Origin of the sequence: Comamonas koreensis, from assembly GCF_021026195.1 — a bacterium.
In the GTDB taxonomy this organism is placed as follows: Bacteria; Pseudomonadota; Gammaproteobacteria; order Burkholderiales; family Burkholderiaceae_C; genus Comamonas; species Comamonas koreensis.
In genome coordinates this window covers 724,076-736,618 of the sequence record NZ_JAJNCT010000005.1, presented here as the reverse complement: position 1 = coordinate 736,618, position 12,543 = coordinate 724,076, and the positions used below count along the sequence as shown (strand labels likewise).

The window sequence follows — 12,543 nt, the reverse complement described above, 5'->3', positions numbered from 1 at the left end:
CATGCTTGTTTTTTCCATTCTAAAAAGCAGCTGGCTGCGCGGGTGATACCGGCGCAGCGGCTGGTGCTGACCCATGAAAATCGTTCTTGCTTCCAACAACCAGGGCAAACTTGCCGAGCTGCAGGCCATGTTCGAGCCGCTGGGCGTCACCCTGGTGCCCCAAGGCGAGTTGATGGAGGGCGAGGCGCCCGAGCCCTATGGCACCTTCCTGGAAAACGCGTTGACCAAGGCCCGTTTTGCCGCCGAGCGTACCGGCCTGCCCGCCATTGCCGATGATGCCGGTCTGTGCGTGGCGGCATTCGGCGGTCTGCCCGGGGTGGATACCGCCTACTACTGCACCCAGTTTGGCTACGAGAAAAGCGATGCCAACAATGTGCGCGCACTGCTGGAGCAGATGCAGGGCCTGACGGACCGCCGTGCCGCCATGGTCAGCACCTTGGTGGCGGTGCGCCACCCCAAGGATCCGGAGCCGCTGGTGGCCGTGGGCCGCGTGGCCGCCGAGATCACGACCGAGCCGCTGGGCGAGGGCGGCTTTGGCTTTGACCCGGTGCTGCTGATCCCCGAGCTGGGCATGACCTTTGCGCAGATGGCCACCGAGGTCAAGCATGCGCACAGCCACCGGGGCCGCTCGTCGCGCCTGATGATGGCGCTGCTGCGCGACAGCTGGCTGGCCGGCACGCCGATGGTGGCCGCAGCCCCCAAGGACTGAGATGGCCGTGCATATTCCGCTGCAATCGGCGCAGCCCACCGAGCAGGTGGTGCAGCGCGATATCCAGCACTACATGCGGCCGGGCACCTTGCAGTTGCCCAGCCTGCCGCCGCTGTCGCTCTATGTGCACTTGCCCTGGTGCATCAAGAAATGCCCCTACTGCGATTTCAACTCGCACGAGGCGCGCGACGGCCGCCATGCGGTGCCCGAAGAGCGCTACATCGATGCGCTGATCGCCGACCTGGAGCAGGCCTTGCCGCTCATCTGGGGCCGCAGCATCCACAGCATTTTTCTGGGGGGCGGAACACCCAGCCTGTTTGCGCCGGAATCGATTGACCGGTTGATCTCGGCCATCCGTGCGCGTCTGCGTGTGGAGGCCGGTTGCGAGATCACGATGGAGGCCAACCCTGGCACTTTCGAGAAGGACCGCTTCCGGGCCTTTCGTAGTGCTGGCATCACCCGTTTGTCGATTGGCGTGCAGAGCTTTGATGACCGCTTTCTGGAAGCCATCGGCCGCGTGCACAACGGCGCGCAGGCAATGGCTGCGGTCGAAGAGGCCGCCAGCAGCTTCGAGACCTTCAACCTCGACATCATGTATGCGCTGCCGGGCCAGACCGCCCAGGATCTGGAGCGCGACCTGGAAAAGGCACTGAGCTTTGCACCGCCGCATATCTCGATCTACCACCTGACCATCGAGCCCAACACCTTTTTTGCCAAGTACCCGCCGGCCGTGCCCGAGGACGATGTGGCCTATGCCATGCTCGACCAGATCACCGCGCGCACCACGCAGGCCGGCATGCAGCGCTACGAGGTCTCGGCCTATGCCAGGCCGGGCCACGCCTGTGTGCACAACAGCAACTACTGGCTGTTTGGCGATTACCTGGGCATTGGAGCGGGCGCCCACAGCAAGCTGAGCTTTGCCCACCGCGTGGTGCGCCAGGTGCGGTTGCGTGACCCCGCCCGCTACATGGCCCAGGCGCTGCAGGGCAATGCGCTGGCGCAGGACGACGAGGTCAAGCGCGCCGATCTGCCGTTTGAGTTCATGCTCAATGCACTGCGCCTGCGCGAAGGCTTTGCGCTGCAGGATTACCTGGACCGCACCGGCCTGCCGCTCAGCTCCATCGCCAAGGCCTTGCACGAGGCCGAGGCCAAGGGCCTGATCAAGCTGGATTTCCATAAAGTCACCCCCACAGAGCGTGGTTTTGACTTTCTGAGTGACTTGCAGGAGCTGTTCCTGGCCTGAAGGCGGGCGCCCAACGCCCCACTTTTTACCGACTAGTCAATATGTGGACTGCGCAGGCCCTACGCAGAGCGTATAGATATCGCGCACAATAGCGCCCGCTGCTGAGCAAACCATGCCGCCGTCTGTGCGGCATTTTTGTGGGCGCAGCGGTCATAAAACCTACTACAAAGCGCATTTCATGTCTTCTTCCGCTGCCGGGTCTGCCGTTTCAGGCACTGCCTCCCCTCCATCCGATACCGTCAACCGCTATGGCTGGAAGGCCTTGGCCGGCTCGGCCGTCGGCTACGCCATGGACGGCTTTGACCTGCTGATCCTGGGCTTCATGCTCAGCGCCATCCGTGAGGACCTGGGGCTGACCACGGCCCAGGCCGGCTCCCTGGTTACCTGGACCTTGATCGGCGCTGTCTTTGGCGGCATTGTGTTCGGCATGCTCAGCGACCGCTATGGCCGCATCCGCGTGCTGACCTGGACCATCGTGCTGTTTGCGGTGTTCACCGGGTTGTGCGCCTTTGCGCGGGGCTACTGGGACCTGCTGGTCTACCGCACCATCGCCGGTATCGGCCTGGGTGGCGAGTTCGGCATTGGCATGGCGCTGGCGGCCGAGGCCTGGCCGGCGCGTTACCGGGCGCGTGTCTCGTCCTATGTGGCGCTGGGCTGGCAGGTGGGCGTATTGGGCGCCGCCTTGCTGACGCCATTGCTGCTGCCGTATATCGGCTGGCGCGGCATGTTCCTGGTGGGCGTCATCCCGGCCTTTGTGGCCTGGTTCATTCGCAACCGCCTGCATGAGCCCGAGGTGTTTGTGCGCAGCCAGGAGAAAAAGCAGTCCGTGCTGCAGTGCTTCAAGCTGCTGGTCAAGGACCGCGCCACCACCCGCATCAGCGTCGGCATTGCCGTGCTCACCTCGGTGCAGAACTTTGGCTACTACGGCATCATGATCTGGATGCCTGCCTTCCTGGCCAACAAGCTGGGCTTCAACCTGACCAAATCTGCGCTGTGGACCGCCGTCACCATCCTGGGCATGATGGCCGGCATCTGGATCTTTGGCCAGCTGGCCGACCGCATCGGCCGCAAGCCCAGCTTCCTGCTGTTCCAGGCCGGCGCTGCGCTGATGGTGCTGTTCTACTCGCAGCTCAATGACCCGATCACCATGCTCTGGGCCGGTGCCGTGATGGGCATGTTCGTCAACGGCATGATGGGCGGCTTTGGCGCGCTGATGAGCGAGGCCTACCCGACCGAGGCGCGTGCCACGGCGCAGAACGTGCTGTTCAACATCGGCCGCGCCGTGGGTGGCGCTGGCCCCGTGGTGATCGGTGCGATTGCCGCGCAGTACTCCTTCCAGATGGCGATTGGCCTTCTGGCCGCCATCTATGTGCTGGATGCGCTGGCCACGGTGTGGCTGATCCCTGAGCTCAAAGGCAAGGAGCTGCACTGAGCAGCGTTCTAAGTGGAGGGCAGCTCCTGCTGCATGCCTGGCGCCTTGGGCAAATGCAGGCTGAAGCACGAGCCCTCGTTGACTGCGCTGGTCACGTTGACAAACCCCTGGTGGCGCAGCACCACGGTTTGCACAAAGCTCAGGCCCAGGCCAATGCCGGCCACCTGTGGCTGGCTGTTTTGGTGAAAGCGGTGGAAAGGCTGGAAGAGCTTGTCCAGCTGCTCCTGTGTCATGCCAAAGCCCTGGTCGCGCACTTCCACCAGCCAATACTCCCCGTCGTCGGCAATGCTGGCCTCCACCACCGTGCCGCTGGGGCTGTACTTGATGGCATTGCTGAGCAGATTGACAAAGCAGCGCTGCAGCAAGGAGCGGTCGCCGAAGCAGGCGATGTCGGTCTCGGCTGCCTCCAGCGCCCCGGGCAGGTAGCGCACCTGGATTTTTTTCTCCGAGGCCTTGGCCCAGCAATCGTCCACCGCCTCCTGCAGCAGCACATCGAGGCTGAGTAACTGGGGCTGCATGGCCTGCGACTGCGCGGAGGCAAGCTGCACAAAGCTCTCGGCCATCTCCAGCGACTGGTGGGCCAGGCGGTTGATTTTCTGGTGCAGTTCGCCCTCATTCATCTGGCCAGGAAACTCCTTGTACATCTCCAGCAAGGTGATGATGGAAGACTGGGGCGAGCGGAAATCATGCGAGATGAAGCGCAGCGCCTGGTCGCGCTGCTGCTGTGCCTTGTGCAGCTCGGTCAGGTCCACCAGCATCAGCAGCCAACCGGCAGGTGCCGGCGCGCGAAAGGCCTCGGCCAGCAGCAGCCAGGCGTGGTCGTCGCGGTCCAGCACCTCGCATTCGGCCGGCAGCGCGCGCAGCTGCTCGGCATTGGCAAAGGACAGCACCTGGCCCGAATCCCTGATGCGCATACCGTTGAGCGCAGACTGGATCGCAATCAGACCCAGGCTGGGCATACCCAGGTTTTGCAGGTAGTTGACGGCCGCCGCATTGTGCAGGCTGACCATGCCCAGCGGGTCGACGACAAAGGTAGGCGAGGGAATCTGGCGCAAGGTGTCGCGCACAAAGCCATGCATCTGGCGCAGGGTGTCGGTGGCGGTCTCCACGGCCTTGATGCGCCGCTCCAGAAAATCGTCCATCAGCATGCCGTTGCGCTGCGGGGCGCTGGTGGTGTCCAGCGCCGCGCGCAGGTTGTGCATCTCCTGCTGCAGGAACTGGGCCGCCGCGCTCAGGCGCCGCCAGCTCCAGATCGGGTAGATGACCAAGAGGCCCACCAGCGCCGCACCGGGCGCCAGCTGCAGGCCGGCAAAGTTGCGCAGCGCCAGGCACAGCGCCAGCAGGCCGGCGGCGACCAGCCCCTGAGCCAGCAGGCCTGCCATCGGGCCCAGCAGCGCAATGGCCATCAAGGCCAACACGATGGCGGCCAGGTTGACCGCCATATTGCCCTGCAGCGATGCGGCATGCACATGCTGGTCCGACAGCTGCGAATCCAGCGCATGGGCAATCAGCTCCACCCCCGCGATATGGCGGGATGCCGGCCGCGCCGGGCTGGCAAAGTAGTCGCCCAGGCCGGAGGCGGTGGCGCCCAGCAGCACATACTTGCCGCGAAAGCTGTCTGCGGGGATGCGCCCGGTCAGCACGTCCTCGGCCGAGTACATAGTGTAGGGCCGGTCGCCCCGGGCAAAGTTGAAGATCTCGGGCGAGCGTTGCTCCCACTGCTCGCCGGCCTCGGGCGGGCGTGTGCCCTGGCACAGCGGATGGCTCTGGCCGCTGGCGCAGAGCATGGCAATGCTGAAGTGCGGCCAGGGCCCGGTGTTCTCACCCTGGGCGCCAAAGTAGCGGCGTATCACGCCGTCGTCATCGACGGTCACATTCACATGGCCCAGCTGGCGCGCCGCCATGCGCAGGCTGGCCAGCGGCAGCTCGGCACCAATGTCCACATTGGCCATGCGCCAGTCCACCGGCAGCACCACATTACCGGCGCGGGCTATGGCCTGTGCCAGCTGCACATCCTCCTCGGGGTGCTGCCGGTCGGGTTCGCTGAACAGCACATCCACCCCCAGCGCCCTGGGCTGCTGAGCGGCGATGCGATCGATCAGCTGCGCATGCACGGAGCGGCGCCAGGGCCAGCGTCCCACGCTTTGCAGGCTGGCATTATCGATGGCGACGATGACGATGTCATCCCGTGGTGCGGGCGCGCTGAGCCAGCCGGTGATGTCCTGCACAAAGGTGTTGATGATGCGGGGCTGGTCGCGCAGGCTGGCCCAGGCTACGGCGCCCAGCAGCAGCGCGGACAGCAGCAGCCATTCCAGCCAACGCAGCTGGGTACGGCTGAGTGAGAAAGAGCGGGCGGCCATGGGCGGGTTCATTGGGCGGGGCAGAGCTGCAGCATGCGCTCTGCCCAGGTTGCCATGCCCTTAGTGCGGGCTGAGAACGGACTTGCCTTCACCGGTCTTGAGCACACCGCCTGAGCCGGTGATCACCGATGGCTCCACCGTCAGCTTGCGTGGTTCGGAGTAGCGGCTCTTGAGGCCTGACGGGTCCAGCACCTGGATGCGCACATAGTAGTCGCCTGCTACCAGTGCATCCGATGTCCAGTCTGGTTGGTCCAGTTCAGCGGTGGCCAGCGGGGATGCAAAGGACGCATCCGCCGCCAGCTGCAGGTTAAAGCGCTGGCCGGGCTCTGCCGGCCAGGACAGATGCAGCAGATTGGGTGCGCTGGCCTCGCCTGCGTTCAGCGCATCGGCACCCAAGGTGCTGGGGTTGCTGCCAGTCTTGAAGGCCTGGGGCTGCGCAAATGGCCCCTGATCCAGGCTGCCATCGGGCAGCTTGCGCACGCTGGCCGTGCGCCAGAAATAGCTGCCCACGCCCAAGCTGGCCACACTGGCTTGGCACTTGTCCACCACACCACTGTCCTGCAGGATTTGCGAGAAGTCCCGGCTGGCCGAGACCTGGATGCGGTAGCCGGCAATGTCCGAGCCGCCTTCAGTGCAGAGCAGCTCACCATCGGACAGGCCGATCAGGCCTTCTGGCACAGGGCTGGAGTAAAGCGGCGGAATCGGGGTGGCCTTGACCTTGATGGTCTGCGTGGCTGGCTTGCCCGGAATGTCCTGTTCGTCAATGGCGCGGGCGCTCAAATAGTACGTGCCATCGGGCACAGCCTCGAACTTGAAGGTCGGGCTGGCGTGGCTTTGGCGCAGGATCACGCGGGACAGCTCGGGGTCCAATGCCAGCAGCACACCGTACTGCTTGGCGCGTGGCACTTCACCCACCTGCAGGGTCAGAAAATTCGCATCTTCGAATACGGCCGGATTGGCCTGCAGGCTGGGGGCTTCGAGCAGCGCAACGGTCGCGCCGAGTTGGCCGCTGGCCTGCACCGCAACACCCGATCCCGCATTGACCAGAGCCTGTTGCTGGGCATGGTGCGCAGCGGGGCGGCCCTGCACCTGCACCACGCCCTTGTCAACGGCGGTGATGGCATTGCCCGAATCCGTCACGCTGACCGAGAACACGGTGCCGCGCACGCTGGTGGTGGCCATCGGGGTCTTGATCTCGAACTTGCGCTTGCGGCGCTGGTCCATCACCGGCGTGACGTGGGATTCCAGTCCGCCACGGCTCAGGTCCAGCACCGATTGCTGTTCGTCGGTGCGGTTGTTCTTGCGCAGCTCGCTGAGCTTGAGTTCGGAGTTCTCATTGATGCGCACGGAGCTGCCATCGGCAAAGCGCAAGGTCACAAAGCTGCCGGCGGGCACCTGTAGCTCATCACCTTCTGTCAGGATCGTGCCGGATACTGCGCTTTGCCAGTCGCCACCAGCCAGCGGCGAGCGCACCCGCGCCATACCCTTGACATGGCTGATAGTCACTTCCTGGTAACCCACCATGTTGGCAGGGATGACGATGACCGAACCAATGGGCAGGCGCAGCGGATCCTTGACGCCGTTGAGCGTGCCCACGGCGCGCCACTGCTGCGGGTCTTTCAGGTAGCGCTTGGCCACCGCCTCCAGCGTATCCCCGCTTTGCACAGTGTGTCGGATATCGGGCAACTGGTCTGCCGATGCCGCCAGTGCGAGACCAGGGGCGGCCACGCCGAAGGCCAGCAAAACGGCAGCAGAAAACGGCAGACGAGAAAGAAACAAAATGGCTCTCCTTGCAGCCAGACCCTGAAGTCTGGCGGGGCCGTTGCATGCCGCAGAGTAAATACGGCCAACACGTGTGGCGTGTTGGCCGTAAACCGCGCTGCATTCAACGGCAGAAAATTTATTCAGGCTGCGCCTCGGATAGCGGTTTGACGGCCTCAAACCGGTAGCCGACACCATAGACCGCCGTGATGATGAATCCGTTCTCCGGCCTCAAATCCAGCAGGGTGCGCAGCCGCGACACATGGGTATCCAGCGAGCGCGAGATGACATCGGAGTTCTGGCCCCAGATGATTTCGCGCAGGTGGTCGCGCGACAGCAGGCGGCCCATGTTCTGGAACAGGAACAGCGCCAGGTCGTACTCGCGGTTCTTGAGCTCGACCAACTTGCCGTCGACCTCCAGGGCGCGCGAATCGGAAAGGAACTTGTAGCGACCAAACTCCAGCACGCCCTTGGTGGCTGCCGGGTAGGCGCGGCGCAGCAGCGCACGCACGCGCGCCACCAACTCGGCCACGCGCAAAGGCTTGATCATAAAGTCGTCCGCGCCAGACTCCAAGCCCTCAACGATGTCGGCCTCGCCATGGCGGCTGGTGATGAAGAGCACCGGCAACTCCTGGTTGACGTTCTCCCGAATCCAACGCACCACCTGCGGACCCGTGGTGTCTGGCAACTGCCAGTCCAGGATCAGCAGGTCGTAGGTCTCGCGGCGCATGTCCTTGATCAAAGAGGCGCCAGAGGAATGGGTCGTACAGGCGTGGCCCTCCGCCTCCATGGTTTTGGAGAGCATATCCAACACCACCAGATCATCATCCAGTGCCACAATTCTCATAACAGCTCACTCCCACAAAGCTCAATAGCTTGCTTTTATTCGATGGTTCGATAATAAAAGCAAATTGAATCACTGACTCCACACTGCGTTAAACGGGTAAGTTGCCACTACGGTGACAGCTTCAACAATTGGTTGCAAATGCAGTATAGGCAGTCTCTTAACTCTCGGCTATCTCTTTCAGTGCCAACTGCACGTCAGAAAGTGAAAAGCTGTCACCCAACTGCAAGTTGTCCATCGCGCTCTGCAGATTCTGCGGCGCAGCTTGCAAATGGGCAATCATTGCGCCTGCTTCCCTGGGGGCATCAAAGCCCTGGCTCTGCAACAGCAATGCGCCGTCCGCACGCACCAGCTTGAAGTAGAACTTGCCATCCTTCTCGCGGTACTGCTTGAAAGCAGCTCCGCCTTGCTTGGCAGCAGCCTTGGGCGCAGCGGCCGTGCTGGCTGTGGTCAGTGGCCGCAGGCCAACAGCAGCACGTAACTTGTGTAGTAAAGGGCCCGAATATGTACGCGCCTTCTCTGCACCCTTGCGCAAAATAGCTTCCACTTCCTGGGGGTGTGCCATCAGGTAGTTGTAGCGTTCACGCAACGGAGCGATCTCGCGGTCAATGCATTCGAACAGCAAGGTCTTCGCATCGCCCCAGGCAATGCCCTCGGCGTACGCCTGGCGCAGCGCTGCCGTTTCTTCAGCAGTGGCAAAGGCTTGGTAGATCTGGAACAGCGCCGAGCCCTCTACATCCTTGGGCTCACCTGGTGCGCGCGAATCGGTGACGATGCTGCCGATCAACTTCTTGAGCTGGGCCTGCGTGGAGAACAGCGGGATCGTGTTGTCGTAGCTTTTGCTCATCTTGCGGCCGTCCAGGCCGGCCAGGGTTGCGACGTTGTCGTCCACCGCCGCTTCAGGCAGCACAAAATGCTCGCCATACAAGTGGTTGAAACTCGATGCCATGTCACGCGCCATCTCGATGTGCTGAATCTGGTCGCGGCCTACCGGTACCTTGTTGGCGTTGAAGGCCAGAATGTCGGCGCCCATCAGCACCGGGTACATGAACAGGCCTGCGGTCACGCCGTCATCGCCTTCCTTGCCGGACTCGGCATTCTTGTCCTGCGCCGCCTTGTAGGCATGGGCCCGGTTGAGCACGCCCTTGCCGGTGACGCAGGTCAGAAACCAGGTCAGCTCGGGAATCTCGGGGATGTCCGACTGGCGGTAGAAGGTGACGTGCTCGGGGTTCAGGCCCGCTGCCAGCCAGCTCGCTGCAATCTCCAGCGTCGAGCGGTTGACGCGCTCGGGATCCTGGCACTTGATCAGCGCATGGTAGTCGGCCAGGAAGTAGAAGTTCTCCACATCGCCTGTGCGGCTGGCAGCGATGGCCGGGCGCATCATGCCGGCGTAGTTGCCCAGGTGGGGCGTTCCAGAAGGGGTGATGCCAGTGAGATAACGTGTCTTGGTCATAACAGGAAAACGCGAGAAAACAGCTGCCAAAGGCCTGAGGCCTTAGCCAGAAAAAGGTAGCAAAATCAGACTGATCAAGCTGCGGCCGACACTGATCAAAGGTGTCATCCACAACGTGCCCAGCACGCCGCTGATGATCAGGCCCATCACGATGAAGAAGCCATAAGGCTCGATCTTGGACACCGTGACAGCCTGCTTGTATGGCAGCAGACCGACCAGCACCCGGCCGCCATCGAGCGGCGGGAGCGGAAACAGGTTCAGCGCCCACATCACCAAGTTCACCGAAATGCCGGCATAGCACATCTTGATGAAAAACGGCTCGTTGATGCCCGTCAGCGCCAAGATGCCCAGCAATAGCGCCCAAATGATGGCCTGGGCAAAATTCGTCAGGGGACCGGCCAGCGCTACCCAGATCATGTCGCGCTTAGGGTTGCGCAGGTTGCCAAAGTTCACCGGCACCGGCTTGGCGTAGCCAAATACAAAAGCGCCGCTGGTGACGAAGTACAGCGCCAGTGGCATCACGATGGTGCCAATGGGGTCGATGTGCTTGAAAGGATTGAGCGTGATGCGTCCAAGCATATAGGCCGTGTTGTCGCCATAGTGGCGCGCCACGTATCCGTGGGCAGCCTCATGCACCGTGATGGCAAACAGCACGGGCAATGCAAAGATCAGGATGTTTTGGATCAGGTCAGGGTTCACGGATCGAAGGTCGCAGAGCAAAGTAAAGCTATGGCCGGAAGGCACACAGGCGGGCCCAAGCCTAACAGATTCACCAAGAGCCCTCTGCCCAACTCCCTGCGCTAGTCTGAATGCGGTCTCGGTCGACTTGCCATGTGGTCCTTCCAGCCAATAGTCTGCTACTGACTGCAAAAGACGACGGCCGCCTTGGTTCCGTGCGCATCCCTTCCGCCAGGTGCAGGGTGAGCCGATGGACGCTGTGGGCCTCCTACATCAACAGATGGAGGCGGTTCATGCACTCTACAAGCCCAACTGCGCCAGTGGCCCACGGCCTTCGCGCACCACCACGGGTGCGCCACCGGTACCCATGGGGGTCAAGTCGACAATCGTCGTCGGCTCCAGCGGGCAGGGCCCGGCATTGACGACGAGCTCGATCTGCGACTCAAAGCGCTCGCGGATCTCTTCGGGGTCGTTGAGCGGCTCGGTCTCGCCGGGCGGGATCAAGGTGGTGGACAGCAGCGGCTCGCCGTGGAGCTCCAGCAGCATCAGCAGGCCCTTGTTGTCAGGCACCCGCAGGCCAATGGTCTTGCGCGACGGGTGGCTGATGCGGCGCGGCACTTCCTTGGTGGCATCCAGAATGAAGGTAAAAGGCCCCGGCGTGCCCAGCTTGAGCATGCGGAACTGGTGGTTGTCCACCATCGCATAGCTCGACAGTTGTGACAAATCACAGCACAGCAAGGTGAGCATGCGCTTGTCGTCAATCTGACGAATGCGGCGCAGGCGGTCCACCACCTGCTTGTTGTCCAGCGCACAGACAAAGGCGTAGCTGGAGTCGGTGGGAACAGCCAGAATACCGCCGTCCTTGAGCATGGCGGCTGCCTGCTTGAGCAGGCGGGGCTGGGGATTGTCGGGGTGAACCTCGAAATATTGGGCCATGGTCTAGCTTTTGCGCTTGTTATCGTGGAGCTGCTGCGGGGCACTTCCTTCAATGGACAGCGGCCTGCGGCGGCGGGTTGGGGTTGGTGGGGTGCAGGATGCGCCCCTCCAGCGCCTGCCAGACGGGGGCTACGCCATGGGGCAGCGGGGGCAGGGCACCAAAATCGGTACCCGATTCGCCCGGGCTGTGGAAATCGCAGCCCCGTGAGGCATAGAAGCCAAAGCTGTTGGCCAGGTCTGCGTAGATGGCGTACTCGTGTGGAAAGTGGCTGCCGGTGACCACTTCCACCCCTTGGCCGCCATAGTCCTTGAACGAGGAGAACAGCGCATGCTCCTCCCCGCCATTGAGGTGGTAGCGCGCAGGATGGGCGATGACGGCCAGGCCGCCCGCTTGCACGATCCACTGCACGGCATCCTGCAGCCGCGCCCAGCGGTGGGGCACAAAGCCGGGCTTGCCCTCGACCAGGTAATGGCGGAACACCTCCGCCGGATCGCGGCAGACCCGGGTTTCGACCAGAAAGCGGGCAAAGTGCGTGCGCGAGATCAAATCCGGGTTGCCCACATAGCGCAGCGCACCTTCATAGGCGCCGCCGATACCGACCTTCTCCAGGCCGGCGGCCATCTCGCGGGCGCGCTGCTCGCGGCCGCCCCGCGTGCGGGCCAGACCTTCGCGCAAGCCGGCATGGTGCCAGTCAAAACCTAGGCCGACGATATGCACGGTGGTTTCACCAAAGCTCACTGACACCTCCACACCGCTCAGAAACGCCAGCCCTTGCTGCGCGGCCGCAGCACTCGCCCGGTCCAGGCCGCTGACTTCGTCATGGTCGGTCAGTGCCCACAGCTGCACACCGCGCTCGCGCGCACGCTGCGCCAGCGCTTCCGGGCTCAGGGTGCCGTCGGAAAACGTGGAATGGCAGTGCAGATCGGCGTTCAACATGTCTGGCATGAATTTGGCTACAGCAATATCAGTCCATTGTAGGCCGCGAGCCAGGGGCCGCGTGTCAGACCCGGCGCAGCATCCGGGGGTATCGCGGGTATTCCGGCCCTGGGCTGTCTCTGAAATGTCAGTATTAACCCTTAAATTGTCATTGTTTCGCCGATTTGACGAAAATAACAATGCATCTCGA

At 63.0% G+C, this 12,543-nt stretch carries 10 protein-coding genes; 3 read left to right on the top strand and 7 right to left on the bottom strand.

What is annotated here, in order from left to right; all coding sequences use genetic code 11:
- The first annotated feature begins 73 nt into the window (after window positions 1-73).
- The 3 genes from LPW39_RS05600 (at window position 74) to LPW39_RS05590 (ending at window position 3,384) form a co-directional block, all read left to right on the top strand.
- Entirely contained in the window at window positions 74-709 is a 636-nt protein-coding gene (locus LPW39_RS05600) for a non-canonical purine NTP pyrophosphatase (RefSeq protein WP_230772021.1), read from the top strand.
- A gap of 1 nt (window position 710) precedes the next feature.
- Window positions 711-1,952 carry a radical SAM family heme chaperone HemW gene (gene hemW / locus LPW39_RS05595; protein WP_230772020.1) on the top strand — a complete coding sequence of 414 codons (1,242 nt, stop codon included), beginning with the start codon at window positions 711-713 and terminating at the stop codon, window positions 1,950-1,952.
- A 289-nt stretch (window positions 1,953-2,241) separates the two neighbouring features.
- Window positions 2,242-3,384 carry an MFS transporter gene (locus tag LPW39_RS05590; protein ID WP_407928801.1) on the top strand — a complete coding sequence of 381 codons (1,143 nt, stop codon included), beginning with the start codon at window positions 2,242-2,244 and terminating at the stop codon, window positions 3,382-3,384.
- Window positions 3,385-3,392: 8 nt separating this feature from the next.
- Here LPW39_RS05590 and LPW39_RS05585 read toward each other — a convergent pair whose 3' ends face one another.
- The 7 genes from LPW39_RS05585 to LPW39_RS05555 all read right to left on the bottom strand — a co-directional run bounded on the left by LPW39_RS05585 (window position 3,393) and on the right by LPW39_RS05555 (window position 12,362).
- On the bottom strand, window positions 3,393-5,744 hold the full coding sequence (locus LPW39_RS05585) for a CHASE2 and HATPase_c domain-containing protein (protein ID WP_230772016.1): 2,352 nt from the start codon (window positions 5,742-5,744) through the stop codon (window positions 3,393-3,395).
- Between the two features lie 60 nt (window positions 5,745-5,804).
- A complete protein-coding gene (locus LPW39_RS05580; RefSeq protein WP_230772014.1) occupies window positions 5,805-7,523 on the bottom strand; it encodes a FecR domain-containing protein in 1,719 nt (572 codons plus the stop codon).
- Between the two features lie 121 nt (window positions 7,524-7,644).
- Window positions 7,645-8,352 (bottom strand): response regulator transcription factor, encoded by a 708-nt coding sequence (locus LPW39_RS05575; protein WP_230772012.1) that lies wholly within the window; start codon window positions 8,350-8,352, stop codon window positions 7,645-7,647.
- 157 nt (window positions 8,353-8,509) lie between these two features.
- Window positions 8,510-9,802: a tryptophan--tRNA ligase gene (locus LPW39_RS05570; RefSeq protein ID WP_230772010.1), complete on the bottom strand. Its 1,293-nt coding sequence runs from the start codon at window positions 9,800-9,802 to the stop codon at window positions 8,510-8,512.
- A gap of 42 nt (window positions 9,803-9,844) precedes the next feature.
- Window positions 9,845-10,501 (bottom strand): site-2 protease family protein, encoded by a 657-nt coding sequence (locus tag LPW39_RS05565; protein ID WP_230772009.1) that lies wholly within the window; start codon window positions 10,499-10,501, stop codon window positions 9,845-9,847.
- Window positions 10,502-10,780: 279 nt separating this feature from the next.
- Window positions 10,781-11,416 (bottom strand): L-threonylcarbamoyladenylate synthase, encoded by a 636-nt coding sequence (locus LPW39_RS05560; protein ID WP_021026320.1) that lies wholly within the window; start codon window positions 11,414-11,416, stop codon window positions 10,781-10,783.
- 49 nt (window positions 11,417-11,465) lie between these two features.
- Window positions 11,466-12,362 carry a 3',5'-nucleoside bisphosphate phosphatase gene (locus LPW39_RS05555; protein WP_230772007.1) on the bottom strand — a complete coding sequence of 299 codons (897 nt, stop codon included), beginning with the start codon at window positions 12,360-12,362 and terminating at the stop codon, window positions 11,466-11,468.
- Window positions 12,363-12,543 lie beyond the last annotated feature (181 nt).

Coding starts and splice junctions, on each gene's coding strand:
- LPW39_RS05570 (WP_230772010.1), bottom strand. CDS start 9,802: ATGACCAAGACACGTTATCTCACTGGCATCACCCCTTCTGGAACGCCC.
- LPW39_RS05555 (WP_230772007.1), bottom strand. CDS start 12,362: ATGCCAGACATGTTGAACGCCGATCTGCACTGCCATTCCACGTTTTCC.
- LPW39_RS05600 (WP_230772021.1), top strand. CDS start 74: ATGAAAATCGTTCTTGCTTCCAACAACCAGGGCAAACTTGCCGAGCTG.
- LPW39_RS05590 (WP_407928801.1), top strand. CDS start 2,242: ATGGACGGCTTTGACCTGCTGATCCTGGGCTTCATGCTCAGCGCCATC.
- LPW39_RS05560 (WP_021026320.1), bottom strand. CDS start 11,416: ATGGCCCAATATTTCGAGGTTCACCCCGACAATCCCCAGCCCCGCCTG.
- LPW39_RS05585 (WP_230772016.1), bottom strand. CDS start 5,744: ATGGCCGCCCGCTCTTTCTCACTCAGCCGTACCCAGCTGCGTTGGCTG.
- hemW (WP_230772020.1), top strand. CDS start 711: ATGGCCGTGCATATTCCGCTGCAATCGGCGCAGCCCACCGAGCAGGTG.
- LPW39_RS05575 (WP_230772012.1), bottom strand. CDS start 8,352: ATGAGAATTGTGGCACTGGATGATGATCTGGTGGTGTTGGATATGCTC.